The following is a 23617-nucleotide window of genomic DNA, read 5'->3' on the forward strand; positions in this document are numbered from 1 at the left end:
TCCCTAGACATCATCCAATTCCGGATAGTGACGGAAGATGTCGTCCTTGTTGAACGGGACGCGCCGCGACGAGGCGAGATAAGCGGCAAGCCGGGGCCTCGCGGCGACACGCTCGCTCAGTAAGCGCAGTCGTGAGGTGTGCCGGCGAAGTCGATGCATGGCGAGGGGAAAGGCATAGTCCAGCCCCGCCATCAGCTGGAACAGGGATATGTCCACATACGTGTGGTTGCGGCCAACCGCATGCTGCCCGTCGCCGCGCGCCAGCACTTGTTCGAAGTAGTCGATGAACTTCGGCAGCCGCTGCGTGCGAAACGATGCGGCGCGTTTGCGCGCCTCGATCCGCTGGTCCTCGAAGTACTGATCCACGGCAATCGGATGGTGTGTGTCGTGCACCTCCCCGACCAGGTCGGCGATGGTGAGCTGCAGCTGCAGCGCAAAACACTTGCTGGCGACCGATGAGGGCACCAGGCCGTGCCGCGGCGCAAGAAAAGCGAGGATGTTCGGCGTCTGCGCAAGCACCAGCTTGCCCGCCTGCAGAAAGGGAGGAGCGAATGGCAGCGCGCCTGGTTGTTCGCCAGCGAGAAACCTCGTCATGACGCCATCCCCCTGGTCGCGTGCGACATCGACATAGGTCGCACCCGCATCTTCCAGGGCCAGGCGCACGAACTCGCCACGGCCCTGGATACCCGTCCAGTAGAACAGTTCGTAGCGCATCGTCCGGCCCGATGGTGTCGGAGCCCGCAGGCTAATCCTGGCGCATTCAAGCCCGCGTGAGCGTTACCCGACAGGCGCCGCCGGCGACGCGGCCGCGAGTGCGCGCAATCGCTCCCACACCAGTGCCGCGAGCGGAGACAGCGAACGCTGGCGCCGCTTCAGCAGCACGACGTTGCGATGTTCCGTCGGCGTCAGTGGACGCGTCACCAAGGTATCCGGCGCTGGTGACAACGCCGGACTGACACTGATGCCGAGACCTGCCTCCACCATGCGAAACGCCGTGAGGGTATGGCCGGTCTGCTGCACGATGTCGACCTCGATGCCGCGACTGTCGAGTGCATGATCGATCAGTCGACGGCTGCCGGAGGAATAGTCGAGCAGCACCAGGCGCTGGCCGCGCAGCTTGCGCCACGGCACGCGCTCCAGCCGGGCCAGGGGATGGTCGGGCCGGCACACCAGCACGAAGGGGTCGCGCAGGATCAGCTCGCTGTCGAATTCGCCGGTCGCGGGCGGATCGATGGCGAGGCCGAAATCCACTTCGCCGCCGCGCACGCTGTCCAGCACCATGGTTTGCGCTTCGTCATGCAGCTGGATGGTCAGATCGGGATAGCGCCGGATGCAGTCGGCAATGCATTGCGGCATCAGGCCCGCCGACAAGGTGGGTACGGATGCCACGTGCACCTTGCCATGGCGGCGTTCGCTTTCCGAGTGGACATGGCTGAGCACGCCTTCCAGTTCGTCCAGCACCCGGCTGATCGCGTTCTCCAGATAGCGCCCTGCATCCGTGGGCACCACTTCCCGCGTGTTGCGGTCGAACAGCTTCAGGCCCAGCTCCGCCTCCAGCTCGGCCACGTGCCTGCTCACGGCAGGCTGGCTCAGGTGCAGGCTCTCCGCCGCACGCCGGAAATGCTGCTGCTGGGCCACGGCGAGGAATACACGAAGCTGGCGCAAGCTGATATTCATAACGCAATCATATCAATGAATCCGATAATACGAATTGATTAATGAATCGGGCGGCGTTCCAATAGCGCCCTCCCGCGTCATCCGACTCCCGGTCATGTCACTGCGTCGCTTCCTTCCCGATCGCTTCACCTGCGCCCTGGTGGTCACGGTCACCCTGGCCAGTCTGCTGCCGTGTCGCGGCCACGCGGCCAGCGCGTTCGAGGTGCTGACCGACCTGGCCATTGCGCTGCTGTTCTTCCTGCACGGCGCCAAGCTGTCGCGCGATGCGGTGGTGGCCGGCATGACGCACTGGCGCCTGCACCTCACCGTGCTCGCCAGCACCTTCGTGCTGTTTCCCGTGCTGGGCCTGTTGTTGCGTCCGGTGCTGTCGCCGCTGGTGACGCCGGCGCTGTACCTGGGCGTGCTGTTCCTGTGCACCTTGCCTTCGACCGTGCAATCGTCGATCGCCTTCACCTCGATGGCGCGCGGCAATATCCCGGCCGCGATCTGCGCTGCATCCGCGTCCAGCCTGCTTGGCATCTTCGTCACGCCTTTGCTCGTGGGCGTGATGCTGGAGTCGCACGGGCAAGGCGGCATGAGCTGGGATGCCGTCGGCGGCATTGTGCTGCAGCTGCTGGTGCCCTTCGTGGCGGGCCAGGTGGCGCAGCGCTGGATCGGGCCGTGGGTAAGCCGCAATCGTGCACTGCTTGCCTACGTGGACCAGGGATCGATCCTGCTCGTGGTGTACACGGCGTTCAGCGCGGCGGTGCTGCAAGGCCTTTGGAAGCAGATGCCGCTGCCGGTGCTTGGCGGACTGCTGGTGGTCAACGCGGTGCTGCTCACCATCGCCTTGCTGGTGACGCGCTACGGCGCGCGCGCGCTGGGCTTCGATCGCGAGGACGAAATCACCATCGTGTTCTGTGGCTCGAAGAAGAGCCTGGCCAGCGGCGTGCCGATGGCGAAGGTGTTGTTCGCTGGTCATCCGCTGGGCGCGATCGTGTTGCCGATCATGTTGTTCCATCAGATCCAGCTGATGACTTGCGCGGTGCTGGCGCGGCGTTATGCGGAGCGGGCGCGGAAGATTGAACTGGAATTGGAGGCGGATAGCGCTACGCGCGCTTGAGTCGTACGTTCAAAAAACGCCAACCGATTCCATCACCGTCGTTTCCCCACACCGTCATCCCCCGCGAAAGCGGGACAAGCGCGAAGCGCGCAGAACGCCCGTAGGGCGGCCCCGAAGGGGCGAGCGCAGCGAGTCATCCAGCGCCTTTCGCTCTGTCTTGACGCTACCGTGATCGGGCTCGCCTGCGGCGGGCTTCCGAGCCGCTGCCGCGGCCCGGGTTACTTCTCTTTGCGTGGCCAAAGAGAAGTAACCAAGAGAAAGGCCACCCCGATGGCGCGCCTTCCGGGCTACGCCCTCCAGGTGCGCGGGTGGGTTACGGAGGTTTGTCGACAGGGCGTCCTGCCCTGACGACAAACTGGCCGGCATCCTTGCCGGCCACCCTGCGGGCTTTTTCCTCCACCCACCCGCCGCGCCATAGGGGACCCGGAGAGCGGCAGAGCAACCCCCAAGGCCAAAGCCAAAGACAAAGGCAAAGGCAAAGCGAAAGCGAAAGCCAAGTGCGATGAGCAGCGCATCGCGCTGCTCGAGCCTGGTGCTTTTGACGTATGGGGCCCCTGTGCGGCGGTGAGGGGCGGACGATCAGGCCCGACAGGGGGATCGGCATGGATGCCGATCCCTTTTCGTCAGGGCAGGAGCCCTGTCGAAAAGCCCGGCCGACCCTCACGGACTTGCCGAGCGTGAGCTCGGCAAGCGCCAAGCGGGGTGCCTTTTCTCTTGGTTACTTCTCTTTGGGCAAGCAAAGAGAAGTAACCCGACCGTCGGCAGACGGTCGGAAGCCCGCCGCAGGCGAGCAAGCTGGCGCGAAGGCATCAAGTAAACAAAAAAGCCAACAGAATGATCAGCGTTGTCGCGAGCACCCACCCCTCACCCCAACCCTCTCCCCGAAGGGGAGAGGGAGCTGTGGGGCGTCGATCAATGACGGAAGTGGCGAATCCCGGTAAACACCATCGCCATATCGTGCTCATCGGCCGCGGCAATCACTTCCGCATCGCGCATCGAGCCACCCGGCTGGATCACGGCGCGAATGCCTGCGGCGGCGGCGGCGTCGATGCCGTCGCGGAACGGGAAGAACGCGTCCGAGGCCATCACCGAGCCACGCACTTCCAGCTTCTCGTCGGCGGCCTTGATGCCGGCGATCTTCGCGCTATACACGCGGCTCATCTGGCCGGCGCCGATGCCGATGGTCTGGCGGCCGCGGGCATAGACGATGGCATTGCTCTTGACGTACTTGGCCACCTTCCATGCGAAGATCAGGTCGTCGATCTCGGTCGGCGTCGGCGCCCGCTTGGTGACGATCTTCAGATCGTCGGCACCGACCATGGCGCGGTCGGCGGTCTGGATCAGCAGGCCGGAACCGACACGGCGCGTATCGTTGCCCGGATGCGGCTTGGTCAGGTCGCCATCGGCCGGCGGCGGAATCTCGAGCACGCGTACATTGGTCTTCTTGGCGAAGACCTTCAACGCCTCGTCTTCATAGCCGGGTGCCAGCACCACTTCCACGAACTGGCGCTCGACGATGGCGCGCGCCGTAGCTGCGTCCACCGCGCGGTTGAACGCGATGATGCCGCCGAAGGCGGACGTCGGATCGGTCTGGTAGGCGAGATCGTAGGCGCGGCCGATGCCTTCCAGGCTCACCGCGACGCCGCACGGGTTGGCATGCTTGACGATCACGCAGGCCGGCTTGGTGAAGCTGCGCACGCATTCCCACGCGGCATCGGAGTCGGCGATGTTGTTGAACGACAGTTCCTTGCCCTGCAGCTGGCGGAAGGTGGCCAGCGTGCCCGGATGCGGATACATGTCGCGGTAGAACGCGGCCTGCTGGTGCGGGTTCTCGCCGTAGCGCAGATCCATCATCTTCACGAAGCGGCCGTTGGCCTGGGCCGGGAAGGCGTCGTGGCCGGCAATGGCGTCGTAGCCATCGTTGAGCTGCAGCGCGGACAGGTAGTCGCTGATGGCGCCGTCATAGTTCGACACGCGGTTGAACGCGGCGACGGCAAGCTTGAAGCGCGTGGCGCGGGCCAGGCCGCCGTTCGCCTCGATCTCCGCGAGTGCGTCCTCGTACTGGTCGGGCGAGGTCAGCACGCCGACGTCGTTCCAGTTCTTCGCGGCCGAACGCAGCATGGCCGGGCCGCCGATATCGATGTTCTCGATCGCGTCTTCCAGCGTGCACTCCGGCTTGGCCACCGTCTGCTCGAACGGATACAGGTTGAGCACCAGCAGGTCGATCGGTGCGATGCCCAGTTCGGTCATCACCGCGTCGTCGGTGCCGCGCCGGCCGAGCAGGCCGCCATGCACCTTCGGGTGCAGCGTCTTGACGCGACCGTCCATGATCTCCGGGAAACCGGTGACGTCGCTGACGTCCTTGACCGGAATGCCGGCGTCGCGCAGCGCCTTGGCGCTGCCGCCGGTGGAAAGCAGCTCGACGCCGGCCTGGTGCAGCCGTTGACCCAGCGCAATCAGTCCGGTCTTGTCCGAAACGCTGAGCAGCGCACGGCGGATGGGGGTAACGGCAGGGGCAGACATGGCGGCTTCCAAAGCGGGAGAGCCGAGCATTATAGCGGGCTGGGCCGCAACCGGCGGAAAGCGCGGCTTCGACCTGGATGGATGGCTAAATGAAGGGCGGTTGCGTGCTTGCTGACCCGAACGCGAGGTGCGTACGGGGCCGAGTCGCGATGATTTCGTGAGGCTTACAGCAGGCCGTGGGCGGCCAGCTTCTTGCGCAGCGTGGCGCGATTGATACCGAGCACGGCGGCGGCGCGGCTCTGGTTGCCGTCATGCCAGGCCAGCACTTCGCGCAGCAGGGGGCCTTCGACCTCGCGAATCACGAGCGCGTGCAGACCCTCGTCGCATTCGGTATCGCCAATGTCGGCGAGATAGCGGCGTACGGTGCGACTGACGCATTCGCTCAATGCGCTCTGCGACGAAGTCTCCTTAGGGGACTCGCTGGCAGGCAGTCTGACGGCGTTCACTGGCATTTCCCCTCACGTTCTAATGCGGCGGCTGCGTTGGCCACTGCAATTGTTTATGGCAATACCGCGGGCGGCGGCTCGCATGGAACGCCGGGTGCAGCACAAGACGAAGGACCGAGTTTACCCGTGTATGCCGATAATTTTAAGTCCCTTGCATCGTACGAATGGTGAGACTTTGTGCCATCGGTATTTGTCCTATGGACAAATTCGGTGGCGCCTTGACGGGGGCGTGCGACGCCCGCTTCGAACGTATGGATGCCAGCCGGCGATCGCCAGCACGCCTTGTTGCTACAAAGAGTTGGACGGCTATTCGAAGCCGAATTCGAATGCCACGGCCTTGCCGTCGGGGTCTTCCACCTCGAGCACGATGGCCGTACTGCCGCCTGGCGGCAATCCACGTTGTAGCGTGGCCATGTCGCCAAGATATTCGGCGGCACGCAGGCGGCGCATGGCCAGGCGTTTGCCATTGACGTCCGACAGCGTGATGGCCACGACGGGATAGGGCTGGGCAAAGCCGGCGTCGTTGCGCAGGTTGGCGGTAATCAACAAGGCGCCAGGTACCGAGGGATGCGCCTGAACGTCGCGGGCGAGCAGGCTTAATTGTGACGTGTCCTGAACCAACGGTAATTGGCATCCCATGCTGTTGCAGGCTTGCCGCAGCATCGGCCCGATCGTCGGGTCGCTGATCAGGGCATCGCGCTTGGCCCAGGCGATTTGTGCGCCGAGGGCGGATAACAGCAGGACGCACGCCGTTACCCATGGCCAACGCCGCCCGTTGCGTTCCTTGCCGCGCGCAAAGCGGGGTGCAATGACCAGGTTGCTGAAGTCCTCGATCTCGTCCCGCGCGTCGGCCCTGGTTTCGGCAATGGCCGGTGTTTCGGGGCGCGGTCGGTAAACCGCCAGGTCCAGCCGAGGCGAGGCCGCCTGCGTGCGGGGCGACAAATGCTGGAAAGGTTCAGGCGGTAACTGATCGCTGAGGCTGGCCAGCGCATCGAATTCGGTCTCGCAATGACCGCACACGACCAAGCCTCGCGCCTGCGCAAGCGTTTCCGTATTCAAGGAGAACACGGTCAGGCATTCGGGACATTGGGCGTACATGCAGGCCGCTCTATCGAACTGTGGCAAGCCTAGTGCAGCGGCGGTCACAAATCATCCGCGGCGAAGGCGAGATCGTGATCAGCCTCTCAGGGGGCTTCAAAAAACTCGTCATTCCCGCGGCTCTCAACAGCCGAAGGGCTGGTCAAGCGGGAGGCGCTTTACAACAGCGAAGCTGGTCATCCAGTGCCTTTGCGTCAGCGCGTTCCTGCGCGTCGGCCGCTCCTGCGCATCCTGCGCCCGCGGCACTAGCGCGTCCCTGCGCGTCGCCCGCTGATGCGCACCCAGTCTTCCTGGGTGTCGACGCGCAGTTCGTCGAACCATTCGGCGTAGCGTTGCAACAGTTCGTCTTCCTGGCCCTTGAGGATGCCGGAGATGGCGAACGGAGCGCCGGGCTTGGCAGCCTTGGCGAAGGCGGGGGCCAACTCGCCCAGCGGGCCGGCCAGGATGTTGGCGACGAAGATGTCGGCGGGTTCGGCGTCGAGGTCTTCGGGCAGGAACAGGGCGAGCCGGTCAGCCACCTCGTTGCGTTCGGCGTTGTCGGCCGATGCCGTAAGCGCCTGCGGATCGTTGTCCACGCCGATGGCGCTGGCGGCGCCAAGCTTGAGTGCGGCGATGGCGAGGATGCCCGAGCCACAGCCGAAGTCGGTCACGGTCTTGCCGGCAAGATCCTGCCCATCCAGCCAGGCCAGGCACAGCGCCGTGGTGGGATGCGTGCCGCTGCCGAAGGCCAGGCCCGGGTCCAGGCGCACCACCACGATGTCCTCATCGGTCGGCGGCTCGATGTTCCACGGATAGATCCACAGCCGACGGCCAAACGCCATCGGCTTGAACTGGTCCATCCACGCGCGCTCCCAATCCTCGTCGGCGACGTCGCGGAACTGCATATGGTCCGGTTCCAGCCACGGCAGCAGCTCGCTCAGCGCCTCGCTGAGGCCGCGGCGATCGGTTTCTGCTTCGAACAAGGCATTCAGCGTGATGGTCGGCCACAGCGGCAACTCGCCCACACCCGGTTCGAAGATGGCTTGCTCGTCCGGCGTTTCCGCATCCGCGTCCTGCAACGTGATGGACAGCGCGCCGATATCGTCCAGCGCCTCTTCGACGCGAGGCTGCTGTTCGGCGCGGACGGTGAGCGTGAGTTCAAGCCAGGGCATGGGTGGGGAGTCCTGCGGAAAGCATGCATTGTCGCCGAAGTGGTGGCGAGCGGGAGAGGCGTTACAAGGGTGGCGATGGCATGCCGAGGAAGGCATCGTGGCGGCGGTAGTGGTCCAATGCGTTGGCGAAATCGCGCACGCCAGAATCGGGTTCGCGACGCCGTTGCACGAACAACACCTCGGCGAAGTCGGCCGCCTCAAGAAAATGGTGGAGGTGATGTTTGGCGGCGAAGGCAGGCATGGCCTCGCCGTTGTCATCGATCAGCGAGTCGTCCTCGTCCGCCACATGCGAAAGGTAGAGACGGCACGCGGGATCGGTGATCTCGCCGCGGCTATACACCCACGCATAGCGATCCCAGCCATCGCCTTCGTCGAAGGCGTCGGTAATGGCCTCGATGGCTTCTTGCAGGGTCAATAGCATGGACGTCTGGCGCGGTGTGGGCGAGCCGTGTCGCGGCTCGCCCGTTTCGTTCGATGGCGTGTCGTTCGGCAGCCGGTCGATCAGTGACCGCCAGCAGCCTTCTCTTTCTGCTCGGCCATGCGCTTCTCCAGGTAGTGGATATTCTGTCCACCCTGCTGGAAGCCGACGTCGGCCATGATGCGCTGTTGCAGCGGGATATTGCACTTCACGCCTTCGATCACTGTCTCGGCCAGCGCCAGGCGCATGCGCGCGATGGCGGTTTCGCGATCCGGACCGTGCACGATCAGCTTGCCGATCATCGAGTCGTAGTTCGGCGGAATGCGATAGCCGTCGTACAAGTGCGTGTCCACGCGTACGCCCGGGCCACCTGGTGCCTCGAAGCGCTTCACCGTGCCCGGCGAAGGCAGGAAGGAATCCGGGTCTTCGGCGTTGATGCGGCATTCGATCGCATGGCCGTGGATCTGGATGTCTTCCTGGCGGATCGACAGCTTTTCGCCACCGGCGATCAGCAGCTGCTCGCGCACCAAGTCGATGCCGGTGATCAGCTCGGTCACCGGGTGCTCCACCTGGATACGGGTGTTCATCTCGATGAAGTAGAAGCGACCGTCCTCGAACAGGAACTCGAACGTGCCGGCGCCGCGATAACCGATGCGCAGACAGGCTTCCACGCACACCTTGCCGATCTGCTCGCGCAAGGCCGGCGTGATGCCCGGAGCGGGCGCTTCTTCCACCACTTTCTGGTGACGACGCTGCATGGAGCAGTCGCGCTCGCCGAGGTGGATGGCATTGCCCTGGCCGTCGGCCAGTACCTGGATTTCGATGTGGCGAGGGTTCTCCAGGAACTTCTCCATGTACACCTGATCATTGCCGAAGGCCGCCTTGGCCTCCTGCTTGGTCATGGTGATGGCGTTGCCCAGATGTGCCTCGGTGCGCACCACGCGCATGCCGCGACCACCGCCGCCACCGGAGGCCTTGATGATTACGGGATAACCGATCTCACGCGCGATGCGGATGTTCTCGTCGACGTTGTCGCCGAGCGGGCCACCCGAGCCGGGCACGCAAGGCACGCCGGCGGCCTTCATGGCGCGGATCGCCTCGACCTTGTCGCCCATCAGGCGGATCACGTCAGCGGTCGGGCCGATGAAGATGAAGCCGCTCTGTTCCACCTGTTCGGCGAAGTCGGCGCGCTCGGAGAGGAAGCCGTAACCCGGGTGGATGGCCTGGGCGTCGGTGATCTCCGCCGCGGCGATGATGCGCGGGATGTTGAGGTAGCTGTCGGTCGAGGGGCCGGGGCCGATGCAGACCGACTCGTCGGCCAGGCCGACATGCTTCAGGTTGCGGTCCACGGTGGAGTGCACCGCCACGGTCTTGATGCCGAGACTATGGCAGGCGCGCAGCACTCGCAGGGCGATTTCGCCGCGGTTGGCGATGACGACTTTTTCGAGCTTCATGTCAGGCGATCACGAACATCGGTTCGTCGAATTCGACCGGCTGGCCGTTCTCGACCAGGATGGCCTGCACGACGCCGGAAACCTCGGCCTCGATCTGGTTGAACATCTTCATGGCCTCAATGATGCCCAGCGTCTCGCCGGCCTTGACCTGCTGGCCGACCTTGACGAACGGCGGCGCACCCGGGGTGGCCGAGGCATAGAAGGTGCCGACCATCGGCGCCTTGAGCACGTGGCCGGCCGGCAGCGCGGCGACCGCCGGGGCGGCCTCGGCCACCGCTGCGACCGGCGCGGCGACGACGGGTGCGGGCGCGGCCATCACCGGCGCCGGAGCGACGGTCACCGTGCCCTTGGGCACGCGCGACAGGCGCACGACTTCCTCGCCTTCCTTGATCTCAAGTTCCGCGAGGTTGGATTCCTCAAGCAGGTCGATGAGCTTCTTGATCTTGCGCAGGTCCATTGTTCAAACCTTTTCGTGGGTGCCGCCAGCGGCGGCAGGATGTGGAATGGGTGGCCGGTGGCCGTGAATCAGGCGGTGGTGGATGCCGCGGCCCGGTCGAGCCGGTGCAGGGCGGCATCCAATGCCAGCCGGTAGCTGTCCGCGCCGAAGCCGCAGATCACGCCAACGGCGATGTCCGAGAGGTACGAGTGCTGGCGGAAGGACTCGCGCGCATGCACGTTGGACAGGTGCAGCTCGATGAACGGGATCGCCACTCCCGCCAGCGCGTCACGCAAGGCGATGCTGGTATGGGTGAAGGCACCCGGGTTGATCAGGATGATCGCCGTGCCATCCAGCCGCGCCTGATGGATGCGCTCGATCAGGCCGTGCTCGGCGTTGGACTGCAGCGCGACGAGGGTATGGCCGGCGGCCTGCGCGCGGGATGCCAGCAGGGCGTCGATATCGGCCAGGGTCTCGCGGCCGTAGATCTCCGGCTCGCGCACGCCCAGCAGATTGAGATTGGGTCCGTGCAGGACCAGGATCTTCGCCACGCCACTACCCTTGGGTCGAACCGGCTAGGCCGGCTTCCGGCGCGGAGTGTGCGCGTCCTCGCCGATGTTGTCCAGTTCGGCGCAGTTCGGCGATGTTTGAAGGAGAAGTTAACGTTAAGCCGTGCGCAGACGTATGGTGAGGCGAAACCGCATCAGCGCGCGGCTGGCGCCAGCCATTGCTGCAACTGCGTCACGTCCAAGGCACCCCGGCGGCTGGCCAGCACACGGCCGTTCTCATCCAGAAGCACGCTGTAAGGCAGCAATTCGCCGACGTTGCCCAGCTGGAGCGAGGTGCTGGGGCTGTCGAGCCGGCCCAGCAGGACCGGATAGTTGAGCGGATGGCTGGCCAGGAAGGCGCGCACGCGCTCCGGATCGTCCATGGCGATGCCGACGACGATCGCCCCTTTTTCGCCGACGTTGGCCTGGGCTTTGACCAGGGCCGGCATCTCCTGCAGGCAGGGGCCGCACCAGGTCGCCCAGAAGTTCAGCAGCACCCGGCGGCCGCGGTAGTCCGCCAGGCGATGTGGCTTGCCGTCCACATCGGTCAGGGTGAGGTCGGGCGCAAGGTCGCCGTTTTCGGCTACCTGCACGCCGGCAGGAATGTGCGCGCGCTGGCTGGCGTGCTGCATCCAGCCGCCCGCGGCGGCGACCAGCACGGCGAAACCAAGAATGGTCCAGTTGCTGCGGCTCAACATCATGGAGTGGCGGCGACCGGCGTACCCGCCGCCCTGGTCAGGGCGCTTTCGACCAGCGAGGAAGTCAGGACGGTCGGCAGCTTATTGCCGTCGCCGCCGTCCCTCGGGAACACCACATAAAGCGGTACGCCCGGTGAGTGATATTGCTGCAGGAAGGCGGCGATGGTCGGGTTCACGTCGGTCCAGTCGCCCTTCATGTAAACCGCGCCGGTGCGCTTGAGTAGGTCGCGGAAGGCGTCGGTATCGAGCACGGCGTGCTCGTTGGCCTTGCAGGTCACGCACCAGTCGGCGGTCATGTCCACGAACACCGGCGTGCCGGCCTTGCGCAGCTCGGCGAGCTTTTCGGGCGAGTAGGCCACCACGCCATCCTCGGCCACGGCCACGGCGGTGGGCGCGGGGACATGGGCCAGGTAATACAGCGGCACCAGGGTGGCCAGCGCCAACAGCACAACGGCAACGCGCGACAACGCGCCGTGGGAACGGCTGCGCTCGAACCACCACAACGTCATCGCCAGCAGCACGGCAGCCACCAGCACCAGGCCCACCGCATCGGCGCCACGCTGGTGCGCCAGCACCCACACCAGCCATACGGCGGTGAGATACATCGGGAACGCCAGCACCTGCTTGAGCGTTTCCATCCAGGCGCCCGGCCGCGGCAGCAGTCGGCCCAAGGCGGGCACGAAACCGATCAGCAGGAACGGCAGCGCCAGGCCGATGCCCAGGACCAGGAAGACCAGCAAGGCGTTGAGCATCGGCGCGGCGAAGGCATAGGCCAAGGCAGTACCCATCAGCGGCGCCGTGCATGGGCTGGCCACCGCCACGGCGAGCACGCCGGTGAAGAAGTCGCCGGCAGGGCCCGAGCGCGATGCCAGCGAGTTGCCCACATTGCCCAGTGAGGTGCCGAACTGCACGACGCCCGACATCGACAGGCCGACGGCCAGCATCACGCAGGCGAGCACGCCCACCACCAGGGGCTGCTGCAGCTGCGCGCCCCAGCCCAGCGCGTGGCCGGCCGAACGCAGGGCGACGATGGCAATGCCGATCAGCATGAAGCTGCTCAGCACGCCAGCGGTATAGAAGAGTGCATGTTTGCGCACCCTCACCGGGTTCTCGCCGCTTTCCAGCAAACCCACCGCCTTGATCGACAGCACCGGCAGCACGCAAGGCATCAGGTTCAGCACCAGGCCGCCACCGAGGGCGAGCAGCAGGGCGGTGAACAGGCTGACTTCGAGGGCCGGGGCGGCCGGCGGCATTTCCGGCGCCGTTTCGGCCGTTGTGCCCGTGCTGGGCGTCGAGCCGGCGAGATCGATGCTCAGCGCACGCGTCATCAGCGGATAGCACAGCCCGCCGTCCTGGCAACCCTGGAAGCTCGCTTCCAGCGTAAGCGTCTGGCGGCTAGAGGTATCGCCCTGGATCGTCACCGGCAGCTCGACCTGGTCGAAGTACACCGTGGTTTGGCCGAAGTGCGGGTCGTCGTGCATCACGCCGGCTGGCCATGCGGGCGTGGCCAGGGTCAGGCCCTCGGCGTCTTTCAGCCGCAGCGTGGTCTGGTCGCGATACAGGTAATAGCCCTTGGGCAGGGTCCAGCGCAGCAGCAGGTGCTGGCGGTCCTTGGCCAGGGCCTCGAACTTGAAGGCCTGTTCGGCCGGCAGCGGGGCGCTCTCCATGCCCGCCGGAGCGGCCTTGCTGGCAGCCCCCAACTTGCCCAGCGCAGCACCGAGCGAGCCGCTGGCTCCCGTGGCGGCAACGCCACCAGCGGGCAGTGCCAGATCCAGGTGCTCGGTGTTCGGCGGATAGCAGATCTTCGGGTCGACCTCGTGGCAGCCCTGGTACTGCACGCTCAGCTTCAGGCGTGTAGCGCCGGCCGCGAGTGTGTAAGGCACGGTGGCGTCGATGCCGTGGTGATAGGTCTCCACGTCGCCCAGGTATTCGTCGTGGTGCTTCTCACCGTCGGGCAGCTGCGCCTCGCCCAGGGTCACGCCGTCACCGCCCTTGAACTTCATGCGGCCACGGTAGAGGTAGTAGTCGGGCGCGATGGTCCAGTGCAGCTTCACCACGCCCGGGGTCGAGGTGTCGGCACTCAGCTTGTACGCCTCGGTCACCGGCAGCAGGCCATCGGTGTCGTCCTGCGCCAGGGCAGGCAGGGCACCTAGGCAGAGGGCGATCCGCAGGAATAGCAGGACAGAGAATCGAGCGGCCACATGGCCGGGGCGGATCGGACGCATTGCAACTCCAGCTAGGAGGAGCCCGCGTGGGGGCGCAGGCGAAGCACGATTATGGCTCAGCTGGCTGGAAGCCGTTGTTCAGCCTTCATTTGCGGCGGCGACCTTGGTCCCGGGGAAGCGGAATCGCACCAGCCCGGTGGTCAGCGCCACGCCGAGCAGGATGATGATGCAGCCGCCCGCCATGGCCACGGTCACCGGTTCGTGCAGGAAGACCAGCCCCCACAGCACGCCGAACACCGGAATCAGGTAGAGCACGGCCATGGACTTGGTGGCGCCAATACGCGACATCAACCGGTAGAACAGCACATAGGCGATCGAGGTGCAGACGGCGGCGAGGCCGAGCATCGCCAGCCAGGCCTGCACGCCCGGCATCTTCGCCGGCCACAGCCAGACGGTGAACGGCAGCAGCAAGACGGCCGCCGCCACCTGGCTGCCCGTCGCCACCGATAGCGGCGCCACCCCACGCAGGCGTCGCTGGCTGTAATGGGCGCCAAAGGTGTAGCAGACATTGGCGCCGACACAGGCCGCCATGGCCCAGCCGGTCGAGCCGCCGCCATGCTCGAAACCGACCGTGCCGGCGACCAGCCAGACCACGCCGGTGAGGCCTATCACCAGGCCGCTGGCACGCGTGGCATCGAGCCGCTCACCGAGCCACATCCAGCCGGAGGCGGCCACCAGCAGGGGGGCGATGGCATCGGAAATCGCCGAGACACCCGACGGCAGGCTTTGCGCGGCATACGAGAACAACACGAACGGCAGGGCGGAATTGGCCAGACCCACGATGGCGATCGGGCGCCAATGGGTGCGCATCTCGGCCAGTCGCCGGCGCGACAGCAGCAGCGGCAGCGAGCACAGCGCCGCGCCGATGGCGCGCATGCCCGCCAGCGCCATGCCGCCGAACTGGTCAGCGCCCATGCGCATGAACAGGAACGACGCGCCCCAGATGGCACCGAGCAGGAGCAGGGCGGCGAGGTCGGATTTCTTCATGACGGGGGACTCGTGGGGTCTTGCTGCAAGGTAGTGCAGGGTAGTGACGGGATCTGTCAGCAGTCTTTGCGGGGCTGCCGTGGGGCCGCATCAGACACTCAACGGGCCCCAGGGTTTCCGCCCTGGCCGAACAGCACGCGCCGTTCCTCGTCGGAGATGTCCTGCTGGCGGGCGGCATAGACGTTGGCCACGCCCTCATAAGCGCGCAAAGTGGCCGGCCGCTGCGACATCGCCACGAACCAGCGTTCCAGATGGGGGAAATCGGCTAGCGTCTGGCCGTGCGCCTCGTGCGGCACGATCCATGGGTAGCAGGCGATATCGGCGAGGGAGAACGCGCCCGCGATGAACTCGCGATCGGCCAGGCGCTGGTTCAGCACGCCATACAGGCGGGCGGTTTCACGGGTATAGCGATCGATTGCATAAGGCACCTTTTTCGGCGCATACACGTTGAAATGCCCGATCTGCCCGGCCATCGGTCCCAGCCCCGCCATCTGCCAAAACAGCCACTGCAACACCTCGGCACGGCCGTGGATGTCGGTCGGGATCAGGCAACCGGCCTTCTCGGCCAGGTAAAGCATGATCGCGCCCGACTCGAACAGGCTGATCGGCGCGCCGCCGCCTGCCGGGGCGTGATCGACGATGGCGGGAATCTTATTGTTCGGCGAAATGGCCAGGAATTCCGGCCTGAACTGCTCGCCTTTGCCGATATTCACCGGCGTGACGAAGTACGGCAGCCCGGCTTCCTCCAGGAACAGCTTCAGCTTGAGGCCGTTCGGCGTGGCGGCGAAATACAGCTCGATCATGACGGGACTCCTGCAGGTGGCTGAAACGGGCGATGGCTTAGTGTCGATGGTCCACTGGTCTTGAAAAAGATCCAGATAAAGCGAAATCTTTAGGTCCAGTGAGGCAGCCCGGCCAACCCCGCCATGGATCAGCTTTTTGCTTTCCCGCTTGAGATTCCGGCGCGCGGCCGCCTGCAGGCGCTGCACGGGCAGTTGCGTGCGGCGATCCTGGATGGGCGGCTTCGGGGCGGTCAGACCCTGCCTTCGACGCGCGCGCTGGCGGGGTCGCTGGGAGTGTCGCGCAACACCGTGGTGTCGGCCTATGACCGGCTGCTCAGCGAGGGCTACGTGTCGGCACGGCAGGGAGCGAGTTATGTGGTCGCCGATGTCTTGAGCAGCCGCACCGCTACGCCGCATGCGCGGCCGGCTGGCGGTGATTCGCGGCTGCATCCGCGTTGGCGCGAGGTGACCCTGCCGATACCGATCAGCGCCGTGACGCCGGCGCGCTACGACCTGCGGGTGGGCCTGCCCGACACCTCGCGTTTTCCGTTCGAGATCTGGCGGCGGTTGTCCGCGCGGGCGCTGCGCACGCTGTCGCGTACGCCTGCCATCTACGACGCGGCCGAGGGACGCCTGGCGCTGCGTGCTGCCATTGCCGGCCATATCTCGTTTACGCGCGCCGTGGCCTGCAGCGCGGACGACATCATGGTGACCAGCGGCGCGCAGCAGGCGTTCGACCTGCTGGCGCGCGTACTGGTGATGCCAGGCCGCACCGTGATCGCCGTGGAAGACCCGGGCTATCCACCCTTGCGCGCGGCGTTCGAGGCGGCAGGCGCCCGCGTGGTGCCGGTTCCGATCGATGCCGAAGGCCTGGTGGTGGAGCGCATTCCTGCCGAGGCGCGGGTGATCTACGTGACACCCTCGCACCAGTTCCCGCTGGGCATGGTGATGTCGCCTGCGCGTCGCCTGGCGCTGTTGGCATTTGCGCGCCAGCATGGCGCCGTGGTGATCGAGGACGATTACGACGGCGAATTCCGCTACGGTGGTCGTCCGCTTGACGCGTTGCAGACACTCGATCGCGATGGCGTGGTGTTCTATGTGGGCACCTTCTCCAAGAGCCTGTTTCCGGCCTTGCGCCTTGGCTACCTGGTGACGCCGCCGTGGGCGATGGCGGCCCTGGCTCGCGCGCGGCAATTGAGCGACTGGCATGGCGATGTGCTGGCGCAGGACACGCTGGCCTTGTTCATTGCCGAGGGTCATCTCGCACGGCATGTGCGCAAGATGCGACGTATCTACGGCGAGCGCCGCGAAAGCCTGCTCGAGGCCTTGTCGCGGCATGCGGGGGGCATGCTGCTGCCGCTGGCAGCCGACGCCGGGCTGCACCTGGCCACGACGTTGTGCGCACCGACCAGGATCGACGCACTGATCGGTCACGCCGCAGGGCAGGGGCTGCGCATCGAATCGCTGCGCGACTACGCAATGGGCGATGGTGCACCGGACGGTCTCGCCTTTGGCCTCGGCATGATGCCGACAACGCGCATCGAGGAAGCGGCGCGCCTGCTCGGCCGCCTGCTACGTGCGCATCCGGACGCCTGAGCGCATCGACCGCGACGAAGCGGCGTGCGCCGCCTTGCCTGGTTCCTGATCGGCGACAACTAGCCCAAAAGGCCCATTGCGCCGCCGCGGCCATCAAGTATACGGTGTATACATGACTCGCCTGACCACCGCCGAGAAAATCCTCCGGGCCGCGCACAAGCTGTTCGATAACGACGGCGCCGACGCCGTGACCATGCGCCGCGTCGCCGATGCGGTGGGCATCACGCCGATGGCGATCTACCGCCACTTTCCCACCCGCGATGCGCTGCTGAAGCGGCTCTCCGACGACAGCTTCAACGCGGTCGCGCATGAGTGGGAAACGCGCCGCACGCGGCATCGAGACGTGCTGCATCGATTGATGGCACTGGCCGAGCCATATCTGGACTATGCGCTGGCCCATCCGCACCTGTTCGATCACGCGTTTTCCGTGCCTCGAGACGACGCGCGGCGATTTCCCGAGGATTTTCGCGCCGGCCATTCACCCACCTTCAATGTCGTGGTCCATGCCGTGGTCGAGGGCATGGACCAGGGCGTGTTGAAGCAGGACGACCCGTACGACGTGGCGATGGCCATCTGGGCCCAGCAGCACGGCTTGATCGCCCTCTATCGCGCCGGGCGCTTCAGTTGCGACGAAGCACAGTTTCGTGCCTTCTACCTGCAATCGCTGAGGAGATTGTTCGATGGCATCAAGGCCTGATCGTCTCGCGCCGCTGGCATGGCTGGTCGCCACCGCACTGACTGCGCTGGGTTGGTGGTTCGGCAGCGGCGTGCAACCGCTCTGGTGGGTGACCTGGCTCGCGCCCTTGCCCGTGCTATGGCTGGCCCCGCGGGTACCTGCACCGAGGGCAGCGCTGGCGACCTTGCTCGCCTTCGCGCTCGGCGGGCTTAATCAGTGGACTTATTTGCACGCGCATATCGGCTTGCCGATGCCGATCATCGTCTACCTCATCGCCATGCCCAGCCTGGTAATGGCGTTATGCGTGCTGTTGTTCCGGCGCCTGCTCCTGCGTGGCCGTCACCTGGCGGCGACCTTGGCGCTGCCAACGGCATGGGTCGCCGCCGAATACATCAACAGCCTGACGTCGCCGCATGGCACGTTCGGCAGCCTCGCCTATACGCAGATGAATGCCCTCCCGGTCATCCAGGTGGCGGCGATCGCGGGCATCTGGGGTATCACCTTTCTCGTGTTGCTGTTGCCGGCTGCCATCGCCACGCAACTTGCACCGCATGTGGCGAAGCGTGATCGCATCCCGGTGGCAGTGACGGCGGCTTTTTTGATCATCGCTACAGTCGCCTACGGCAGTTGGCGGCTGGAGGCGCCAGCCACGACGACCATGCGCATCGGCTTGGTCTCGCTGGAGAAACCAATCCGACCCGCCTTGGACGATGCGGATGGCCAGGCGCTGGTAGCGCGCTACGTCGAAGCGATCACTCGGCTCGCGAACGCTGGCGCCCAGGCTGTGCTGATCCCGGAAACCTCCTTCGCCACCTCCGCGTCGACCGTGCCAGCCTTCGCCGCGCTGGCGAGGCAGCACAAGGTAATCGTAGGTGTCGGCATCGATTTCAAGGGCGATCCACGCGCTGAACGCAACATGCTGATGGTGTTCCCATCGGGCGCCACGGCGCCGGCTACGTACAGCAAACGGCATCTGATCCCTGGTTTTGAAGATCATTACACGCCAGGCGACAGCTACACCCTGCTGGCTGGCACGCCACGCATTGGATTGACGGTGTGCAAGGACCTGGATTTCCACGATATCGGTCGCGCCTATGCAGAGCGCCATGCGCAACTGCTGCTGGTGCCCGCGTGGGACTTCAGCATGGACGGCTGGCTACACAGCCGCATGGCGATCATGCGCGGTGTGGAAAGCGGTTTCGCCATCGCTCGCGCGGCCCGCTCCGGCCGTCTGACCTTGAGCGATGACCGTGGTCGCGTCGTGGCCGAAGCTTCCAGCGAACAGCATGACGCCGACGTCGTGGGCGATCTGCCGCTGCGTGACACGCGCACCCTGTATGCGCGCTGGGGTGACTGGTTTGCTTGGCTCAGCCTGATGGCGTTGACGGCGTGGCTGGCGCTGGCGTTTCTGCCACGCCGTGCACCGCGATGGATCGAAGCGCCGCTGTCGGCGAGCTAGCCGCAGTTTCCATCAGGGCAGCTCTCGCGCGAAAATTGCGCCAGCGCTGCCCCGTGCGGCGATCAATAGCCGGCCGCAGCGTAGCGCGCCGGTATCTGGAGGTTTGGTGGAAGGTAAGACGTTAGATTCAAATGAGTGGCGCTCGCGGCGCTGGAAGGTTGTTGGTCGGGTTGCGCTGGCGCTGCTTGGCGTCGGTTTGGCGACAAGCGCGACGGCTGCAGCGGCAAGCAAGCCATTGAGGCACGCGGTGCAGATAGGCTCGTATCGCGTGGAGCGCGACGTGACACCAGGGCGCAACAAGGTGGTAGGAACGCTGACCAACGTAAGCCGCGTGCGGATCCACGCCACCCGCGTCAGCTTCCGGTTGTTCGATGCGAAGGGGCATGCCATTGGACGCGCGGTTGACGAGGTGCATGACCTTGGACCTGGCCAGACCTGGAAATTCCATGCCCGCGCGCGTGGCAATGTGAGCCGGGCTCGACTGTTGCGCGTCGAGACCGAGTAGCGCCCCAGCGGGGGCGCTACTCGCTTTTGGTCGAACTTAGGTGTGGCTGCCTAAGCGATGGGAATCGCCTGCGTTCGATCCAGACGCACTTATCTCAAACCACGGGGCGTGGCCTCTTGGGCCCTTGCGGGCCGGCTGACTTTTTCGACGCACCCACGCTGGGTTCGGAAGAAAGTTTCTGTCGCATGCGTTCGTAGAGGGAGGCCTTCTGCAAGGCGAGATCCAGCCGATCAAGGGCCTCGACGACATTGCCGGCTTCGGCGTTGAGTTCAGTCGAGATCGTATTGAGCGCTTCCCACAGGGGTTCCAGGCGCCGAACCAGGTTCTTGCCCAGCGGTGACAGGCGCAGCCGGCGACTACGGGCATCGACCGGGTCAACCTCGGAACTCACCAGGCCGGACTCTTCGAGCGAACGACGCGTCTGACTCACGGATGCATGGCGGATGCCGAGAGCGGCCGCCAATTCGCCGACGGATAACGAGCCATGCAGGGCCAGTTGTTCCAGGATGCCCACCCAGCGTTGCTGGAAGTCGATGCCGAGCTCGGCATAGATTTTTCCGGCGTCCTCGTCGATGACTTCCGAAAGTCGCCGCAGCCGTGCGCCGATGGCGGCTGGCCCGAAGCTGGATGTGGCATCAGTCATGGGTGGAATCTCGCTGGTTGCCGTTGAATGTATGTAGGCGCCTACATAATATGTCGGCCTATCGTGGATGAAAAGGCAGGCCGATATGCGCAGGGCATGGCTGGGAGCGCTTCTCGCAGGCTGGTTGACCGCGGCGGGCGGGGTTGCGGCCCCGCACGGCGGGCAGGCGGCCGATCATGCCGCCGACAAGGATCGGCTATACACGCCTGCGCAGCTGCGCGCTGATTTCGAGCACATGTACCGCGGACTTCAGTCCGCGCACGTCGACCTGTATGCATTTACGTCCAGGCAGGCACTGGACCAGCGCTATCGGCAGTTGTACGCGCAATTGAACCAGCCCTTGACCCTGCTGCAGGCGAAGACCCGGTTCGAACTGTTTGCCGCCGACGTGCGCATGGGCCACACCCGTATCGACTCGCCGGCCTCCGATTGGCGCAACTACCGCGCGGCGGGTGGCAAGGGATTTCCGCTTGAGATCCGCGTGGTGGATGGGCGCGTATACGTTGCCGCGAACCTCAGCGGTGTGGACGCCATCAAGCCGGGCGACGAAATGGCGAGTATCGACGGGCAGAGCGTCCAGCATTGGCTGAAACGCACGGAGCAGCACGTTTCGGCCGAGACATCGTATATGGCGGACTCCCTGATGGAGTACGACTTTGCGATCTATCTATGGATCGAGCTCGGCCCCGTCGACGGCTTCGATGTGGTGCTACAGCGTGACGGATCGGAACCGCAGAGCGTGCGCGTGCCGGCGCGCACCAGCGCGCAGATGGAATCGTCGCGCGCACAGCAGCCACCTTCCCTGGATCTCGAAACGCCTCTGCGCGCGGCGAAGATGCTTGACGACCACGTGGCCTACTTGCGGCCGGGGCCGTTCTACAACGTGGAGGCGAAGACCGAGGCCGAGGGTTGGGATGTGTCGGCATTCCAGCAATTCATCGATCGCTCGTTCGAGAGCTTCCTCGATGCTCATGCGGACAGCCTCATCATCGATTTGCGCGGCAATCCAGGCGGCGACAATCTTTTCAGCGATGTGATGGTGTCCTGGTTCGCGACGCGCCCGTTTCGATTCGCCTCGCAGTTCAAGATCAAAGTAAGTGAGGAATCCACCGCCGCCAATGCGGATCGGCTTGCCAACGACGCAGCGGCGGCGGGACCGATCTCGCGCAAGTTTGCCGAGCTCTATGCGCGATCGAAGGTCGGCGACGTAGTCGACTTCGACATTCCGCTTGCCTATCCGCGTGAGGGCCGGCGCTTCACCGGCAAGGTGTTCGTGCTGGTCGACCGGCACTCCTATTCGAACGCCGTCTCCGTTGCCGCGCTCGTGCAGGATTACAAATTCGGCGTCGTCCTCGGCGAAGCCACGTCCGATATGGCGACGACTTACGGCGCCATGGAGCAGTTCAGGCTGCCCCAGACCGGACTATCCGTTGGCTATCCCAAGGCAAGAATTGTCCGGCCCAACGGCGATCTGGGCGCCAAGGGCGTGACGCCGGACATAGCCATCCGCATCCCGGTCATCCAGACACCGGCGGATGACGTGCTGCAGCAGGCTCAGGCGATCGCACGAGGGAGCCGGCAGGGAGGATGACCGTGCGCCGCATCGGCGCCCTTTTCCGGGACGGCAGGCGGTCTGGCAAGCGTTGCTGATCAGCCCACGCTCGCACGCACCCAATCCAGGTAAGCGGCATGGCCCTGGGCCACCGGCACGGCGATCAGTTCCGGTACTTCGTAGGGATGCAGGGCCAATAGGCGCTGCTTGAGCGCCGCAAAGCGACTTTCGGTGGTCTTGATCAGCAGCAGGACCTCGCTCTCGGTGACTACCTTGCCTTGCCAGCGATAGGTGGAGCTGACGCCGGGCAGGCGGTTGACGCAGGCAGCCAGGCCGTCGCCCACCAGGGCATCGGCCAGCTTTTGCGCGCTGGCGGCATCGGGGCAGGTGCAGTAGCAGATAAGGACCGGGTCGGACATCACGGCCTCGGCGCCATCAGGCCGTAGCTGGCGAATTTTTCCAGCACCTGGGTGACCTCGTCTTCGGTCAGCCGCACCGGCGTGCCGACCTGCAGCGCCAGCGCGTATTGCCTGGCCAGGGTTTCGACCTCGACGGCCCGCCACATCGCCTGCGCCATGCTGGTGCCGGTGGCGATCATGCCGTGGTTGGCCATCAGGCAGGCCAGACGCCCCTCCAGCGCCTGCACGACCGCATCCGAGAGGGCCTGGGTACCGTAGGTGTGGTAGTCCGCGCAGCGGATCGAGTCGCCGCCGCCCACCGCGATCATGTAGTGGGCCGCCGGAATCGCCATGCGGCACATGGCCAGAGCCGTGCTGTAGGGCGGGTGGACGTGGACCACGGCCTGGATATCGGCGCGCGCGGCATAGATATCGCGGTGGAAGCGCCACTCGCTCGATGGGCGCAGCCCTGGATCCCAGTGGCCATCCAGGTCGACCAGGACGACGCTTTCCGGCGTGATGGCCTCGTACGGCGTGCCGCAGGGGGTAATCAGGAAGCCCGGCCCGCAGCGGATGCTGAGGTTGCCGGAGGTGCCCTGGCTCAGGCCGGAGGCGGCCAGTTTGGCGCCCTGGGCGACGATGTCCTTGCGTAGCGTCAGCTCGTCGGTCACGGCGGTCGATGGCCCTGGGGGTGCTGGACCGTCATCGTCGTCGCTCCCGGGGTCGGTGTCGATGGGGCCGCCACCCTTGAAAGGCCAGCCGCTCCCCCCCATTGGAAGAGTCAGCCACCGGACCGGCGCCTCTTGCATGGGGGCTTTGCGTCGTTAGAATTGGCACTCACCTCCGGGGAGTGCTAACAAGCGCCAGTACAGGCGCCGCTCCGGGGTCCCCAATTCGTTCAACCCATCCAACCAAGCTGGAGCCCACCCATGAGCAAACTGCGTCCGCTGCACGATCGCGTCATCGTCAAGCGCCTCGAAGAAGAGCGCGTCTCCGCTGGCGGCATCGTCATTCCTGACAGCGCCACCGAAAAGCCGACCCGCGGCAAGGTCATCGCTGCCGGTACCGGCCGCATCCTGGAAGACGGCAACGTGCGCCCGATGTCGCTGAAGGAAGGCGACGTGGTGCTGTTCGGCAAGTACGCCGGCCAGGAAATCAAGATCGACGGCGAAGAGCTGGTCTTCCTGAAGGAAGACGACATCGTTGCGGTGATCGAAGGTTGATCGGTTCGACGGGGGCTTTA

The 23617-nt window shown here is 65.4% G+C and carries 24 protein-coding genes; 7 read left to right on the forward strand and 17 right to left on the reverse strand.

The window, feature by feature from the left end; genetic code table 11:
* Positions 1 to 3 precede the first annotated feature (3 nt).
* Both OUZ49_RS12360 and OUZ49_RS12365 read right to left on the reverse strand, forming a co-directional pair.
* Positions 4 to 714: a glutathione S-transferase gene (locus OUZ49_RS12360; RefSeq protein ID WP_266150723.1), complete on the reverse strand. Its 711-nt coding sequence runs from the start codon at positions 712 to 714 to the stop codon at positions 4 to 6.
* A gap of 63 nt (positions 715 to 777) precedes the next feature.
* Positions 778 to 1677 carry a LysR family transcriptional regulator gene (locus OUZ49_RS12365; protein WP_266150724.1) on the reverse strand — a complete coding sequence of 300 codons (900 nt, stop codon included), beginning with the start codon at positions 1675 to 1677 and terminating at the stop codon, positions 778 to 780.
* 94 nt (positions 1678 to 1771) lie between these two features.
* Here OUZ49_RS12365 and OUZ49_RS12370 point away from each other — a divergent pair, with 94 nt between their 5' ends.
* Positions 1772 to 2779, forward strand: coding sequence for a bile acid:sodium symporter family protein (locus OUZ49_RS12370; RefSeq protein ID WP_266150725.1), 1008 nt, complete (start codon positions 1772 to 1774; stop codon positions 2777 to 2779).
* A gap of 912 nt (positions 2780 to 3691) precedes the next feature.
* On the opposite strand, the gene purH is transcribed toward OUZ49_RS12370, so the two are convergent.
* The 12 genes from purH to OUZ49_RS12430 all read right to left on the reverse strand — a co-directional run bounded on the left by purH (position 3692) and on the right by OUZ49_RS12430 (position 15566).
* Complete coding sequence (gene purH, locus OUZ49_RS12375; RefSeq protein WP_266150726.1) at positions 3692 to 5302, reverse strand: bifunctional phosphoribosylaminoimidazolecarboxamide formyltransferase/IMP cyclohydrolase; 1611 nt, start codon at positions 5300 to 5302, stop codon at positions 3692 to 3694.
* Between the two features lie 164 nt (positions 5303 to 5466).
* Positions 5467 to 5754, reverse strand: coding sequence for a helix-turn-helix domain-containing protein (locus OUZ49_RS12380; RefSeq protein WP_046970233.1), 288 nt, complete (start codon positions 5752 to 5754; stop codon positions 5467 to 5469).
* A gap of 300 nt (positions 5755 to 6054) precedes the next feature.
* Positions 6055 to 6846: a zinc-ribbon and DUF3426 domain-containing protein gene (locus OUZ49_RS12385; protein WP_266150729.1), complete on the reverse strand. Its 792-nt coding sequence runs from the start codon at positions 6844 to 6846 to the stop codon at positions 6055 to 6057.
* Between the two features lie 245 nt (positions 6847 to 7091).
* Positions 7092 to 7997: a 50S ribosomal protein L11 methyltransferase gene (gene prmA, locus OUZ49_RS12390; RefSeq protein WP_266150731.1), complete on the reverse strand. Its 906-nt coding sequence runs from the start codon at positions 7995 to 7997 to the stop codon at positions 7092 to 7094.
* 61 nt (positions 7998 to 8058) lie between these two features.
* On the reverse strand, positions 8059 to 8418 hold the full coding sequence (locus tag OUZ49_RS12395; protein WP_266150732.1) for a DUF7716 domain-containing protein: 360 nt from the start codon (positions 8416 to 8418) through the stop codon (positions 8059 to 8061).
* Between the two features lie 80 nt (positions 8419 to 8498).
* Positions 8499 to 9869 (reverse strand): acetyl-CoA carboxylase biotin carboxylase subunit, encoded by a 1371-nt coding sequence (accC, locus tag OUZ49_RS12400; RefSeq protein WP_266150733.1) that lies wholly within the window; start codon positions 9867 to 9869, stop codon positions 8499 to 8501.
* 1 nt (position 9870) lies between these two features.
* Positions 9871 to 10326: an acetyl-CoA carboxylase biotin carboxyl carrier protein gene (gene accB, locus OUZ49_RS12405; protein WP_266150734.1), complete on the reverse strand. Its 456-nt coding sequence runs from the start codon at positions 10324 to 10326 to the stop codon at positions 9871 to 9873.
* A 68-nt stretch (positions 10327 to 10394) separates the two neighbouring features.
* A complete protein-coding gene (gene aroQ / locus OUZ49_RS12410; protein ID WP_266150735.1) occupies positions 10395 to 10856 on the reverse strand; it encodes a type II 3-dehydroquinate dehydratase in 462 nt (153 codons plus the stop codon).
* A 152-nt stretch (positions 10857 to 11008) separates the two neighbouring features.
* Positions 11009 to 11554: a peroxiredoxin family protein gene (locus OUZ49_RS12415; protein WP_323134933.1), complete on the reverse strand. Its 546-nt coding sequence runs from the start codon at positions 11552 to 11554 to the stop codon at positions 11009 to 11011.
* On the reverse strand, positions 11551 to 13776 hold the full coding sequence (locus tag OUZ49_RS12420) for a protein-disulfide reductase DsbD family protein (RefSeq protein WP_266150736.1): 2226 nt from the start codon (positions 13774 to 13776) through the stop codon (positions 11551 to 11553). Before OUZ49_RS12420 ends, OUZ49_RS12415 begins: the two co-directional genes overlap by 4 nt.
* Before the next feature lie 78 nt (positions 13777 to 13854).
* Positions 13855 to 14763, reverse strand: a complete 909-nt coding sequence (locus OUZ49_RS12425) for a DMT family transporter (protein ID WP_266150737.1) — start codon at positions 14761 to 14763, stop codon at positions 13855 to 13857.
* Between the two features lie 98 nt (positions 14764 to 14861).
* Positions 14862 to 15566 (reverse strand): glutathione S-transferase N-terminal domain-containing protein, encoded by a 705-nt coding sequence (locus OUZ49_RS12430; protein WP_266150739.1) that lies wholly within the window; start codon positions 15564 to 15566, stop codon positions 14862 to 14864.
* Positions 15567 to 15689: 123 nt separating this feature from the next.
* On the opposite strand from OUZ49_RS12430, the gene pdxR reads away from it, so the two are divergent.
* The 4 genes from pdxR to OUZ49_RS12450 all read left to right on the forward strand — a co-directional run bounded on the left by pdxR (position 15690) and on the right by OUZ49_RS12450 (position 19781).
* Positions 15690 to 17141, forward strand: coding sequence for a MocR-like pyridoxine biosynthesis transcription factor PdxR (gene pdxR / locus OUZ49_RS12435; RefSeq protein ID WP_266150740.1), 1452 nt, complete (start codon positions 15690 to 15692; stop codon positions 17139 to 17141).
* A 112-nt stretch (positions 17142 to 17253) separates the two neighbouring features.
* Positions 17254 to 17838, forward strand: a complete 585-nt coding sequence (locus OUZ49_RS12440) for a TetR/AcrR family transcriptional regulator (RefSeq protein WP_266150741.1) — start codon at positions 17254 to 17256, stop codon at positions 17836 to 17838.
* A complete protein-coding gene (locus OUZ49_RS12445) occupies positions 17822 to 19276 on the forward strand; it encodes a nitrilase-related carbon-nitrogen hydrolase (RefSeq protein ID WP_266150742.1) in 1455 nt (484 codons plus the stop codon). The genes OUZ49_RS12440 and OUZ49_RS12445 overlap by 17 nt, the downstream gene beginning before the upstream one ends.
* A gap of 247 nt (positions 19277 to 19523) precedes the next feature.
* A complete protein-coding gene (locus OUZ49_RS12450; RefSeq protein ID WP_266150744.1) occupies positions 19524 to 19781 on the forward strand; it encodes an FxLYD domain-containing protein in 258 nt (85 codons plus the stop codon).
* A gap of 94 nt (positions 19782 to 19875) precedes the next feature.
* On the opposite strand, the gene OUZ49_RS12455 is transcribed toward OUZ49_RS12450, so the two are convergent.
* Positions 19876 to 20424, reverse strand: a complete 549-nt coding sequence (locus OUZ49_RS12455; RefSeq protein WP_266150745.1) for a MarR family winged helix-turn-helix transcriptional regulator — start codon at positions 20422 to 20424, stop codon at positions 19876 to 19878.
* Positions 20425 to 20509: 85 nt separating this feature from the next.
* Here OUZ49_RS12455 and OUZ49_RS12460 point away from each other — a divergent pair, with 85 nt between their 5' ends.
* Complete coding sequence (locus OUZ49_RS12460; RefSeq protein ID WP_266150746.1) at positions 20510 to 22015, forward strand: S41 family peptidase; 1506 nt, start codon at positions 20510 to 20512, stop codon at positions 22013 to 22015.
* Between the two features lie 59 nt (positions 22016 to 22074).
* Here the strand turns inward: OUZ49_RS12460 and cutA are convergent, their stop codons facing one another.
* Complete coding sequence (gene cutA, locus OUZ49_RS12465; RefSeq protein ID WP_266150748.1) at positions 22075 to 22395, reverse strand: divalent-cation tolerance protein CutA; 321 nt, start codon at positions 22393 to 22395, stop codon at positions 22075 to 22077.
* The gene (locus tag OUZ49_RS12470; protein WP_266150749.1) at positions 22395 to 23045 is read right to left on the reverse strand and encodes a class II aldolase/adducin family protein; all 651 of its coding nucleotides are present in this window, start codon (positions 23043 to 23045) and stop codon (positions 22395 to 22397) included. The genes cutA and OUZ49_RS12470 overlap by 1 nt, the downstream gene beginning before the upstream one ends.
* Before the next feature lie 258 nt (positions 23046 to 23303).
* Here OUZ49_RS12470 and groES point away from each other — a divergent pair, with 258 nt between their 5' ends.
* A complete protein-coding gene (gene groES, locus OUZ49_RS12475) occupies positions 23304 to 23597 on the forward strand; it encodes a co-chaperone GroES (protein WP_049623107.1) in 294 nt (97 codons plus the stop codon).
* The last annotated feature ends 20 nt before the right edge of the window (positions 23598 to 23617 follow it).

The sequence above is a fragment of the Dyella halodurans genome (genome assembly GCF_026283925.1).
Classification (GTDB): domain Bacteria; phylum Pseudomonadota; class Gammaproteobacteria; order Xanthomonadales; family Rhodanobacteraceae; genus Dyella; species Dyella halodurans.

Bases quoted from the DNA above. Each gene is read 5' to 3' on its own strand.
- OUZ49_RS12360 (WP_266150723.1), bottom strand. From the start codon at position 714: ATGCGCTACGAACTGTTCTACTGGACGGGTATCCAGGGCCGTGGCGAG.
- OUZ49_RS12425 (WP_266150737.1), bottom strand. From the start codon at position 14,763: ATGAAGAAATCCGACCTCGCCGCCCTGCTCCTGCTCGGTGCCATCTGG.
- OUZ49_RS12455 (WP_266150745.1), bottom strand. From the start codon at position 20,424: ATGACTGATGCCACATCCAGCTTCGGGCCAGCCGCCATCGGCGCACGG.
- OUZ49_RS12460 (WP_266150746.1), top strand. From the start codon at position 20,510: ATGCGCAGGGCATGGCTGGGAGCGCTTCTCGCAGGCTGGTTGACCGCG.
- OUZ49_RS12420 (WP_266150736.1), bottom strand. From the start codon at position 13,776: ATGCGTCCGATCCGCCCCGGCCATGTGGCCGCTCGATTCTCTGTCCTG.
- groES (WP_049623107.1), top strand. From the start codon at position 23,304: ATGAGCAAACTGCGTCCGCTGCACGATCGCGTCATCGTCAAGCGCCTC.
- OUZ49_RS12365 (WP_266150724.1), bottom strand. From the start codon at position 1,677: ATGAATATCAGCTTGCGCCAGCTTCGTGTATTCCTCGCCGTGGCCCAG.
- purH (WP_266150726.1), bottom strand. From the start codon at position 5,302: ATGTCTGCCCCTGCCGTTACCCCCATCCGCCGTGCGCTGCTCAGCGTT.
- OUZ49_RS12395 (WP_266150732.1), bottom strand. From the start codon at position 8,418: ATGCTATTGACCCTGCAAGAAGCCATCGAGGCCATTACCGACGCCTTC.
- OUZ49_RS12430 (WP_266150739.1), bottom strand. From the start codon at position 15,566: ATGATCGAGCTGTATTTCGCCGCCACGCCGAACGGCCTCAAGCTGAAG.
- accB (WP_266150734.1), bottom strand. From the start codon at position 10,326: ATGGACCTGCGCAAGATCAAGAAGCTCATCGACCTGCTTGAGGAATCC.
- OUZ49_RS12440 (WP_266150741.1), top strand. From the start codon at position 17,254: ATGACTCGCCTGACCACCGCCGAGAAAATCCTCCGGGCCGCGCACAAG.
- accC (WP_266150733.1), bottom strand. From the start codon at position 9,869: ATGAAGCTCGAAAAAGTCGTCATCGCCAACCGCGGCGAAATCGCCCTG.
- OUZ49_RS12370 (WP_266150725.1), top strand. From the start codon at position 1,772: ATGTCACTGCGTCGCTTCCTTCCCGATCGCTTCACCTGCGCCCTGGTG.
- OUZ49_RS12415 (WP_323134933.1), bottom strand. From the start codon at position 11,554: ATGATGTTGAGCCGCAGCAACTGGACCATTCTTGGTTTCGCCGTGCTG.
- OUZ49_RS12385 (WP_266150729.1), bottom strand. From the start codon at position 6,846: ATGTACGCCCAATGTCCCGAATGCCTGACCGTGTTCTCCTTGAATACG.
- prmA (WP_266150731.1), bottom strand. From the start codon at position 7,997: ATGCCCTGGCTTGAACTCACGCTCACCGTCCGCGCCGAACAGCAGCCT.
- OUZ49_RS12380 (WP_046970233.1), bottom strand. From the start codon at position 5,754: ATGCCAGTGAACGCCGTCAGACTGCCTGCCAGCGAGTCCCCTAAGGAG.
- OUZ49_RS12445 (WP_266150742.1), top strand. From the start codon at position 17,822: ATGGCATCAAGGCCTGATCGTCTCGCGCCGCTGGCATGGCTGGTCGCC.
- cutA (WP_266150748.1), bottom strand. From the start codon at position 22,395: ATGTCCGACCCGGTCCTTATCTGCTACTGCACCTGCCCCGATGCCGCC.
- pdxR (WP_266150740.1), top strand. From the start codon at position 15,690: ATGGATCAGCTTTTTGCTTTCCCGCTTGAGATTCCGGCGCGCGGCCGC.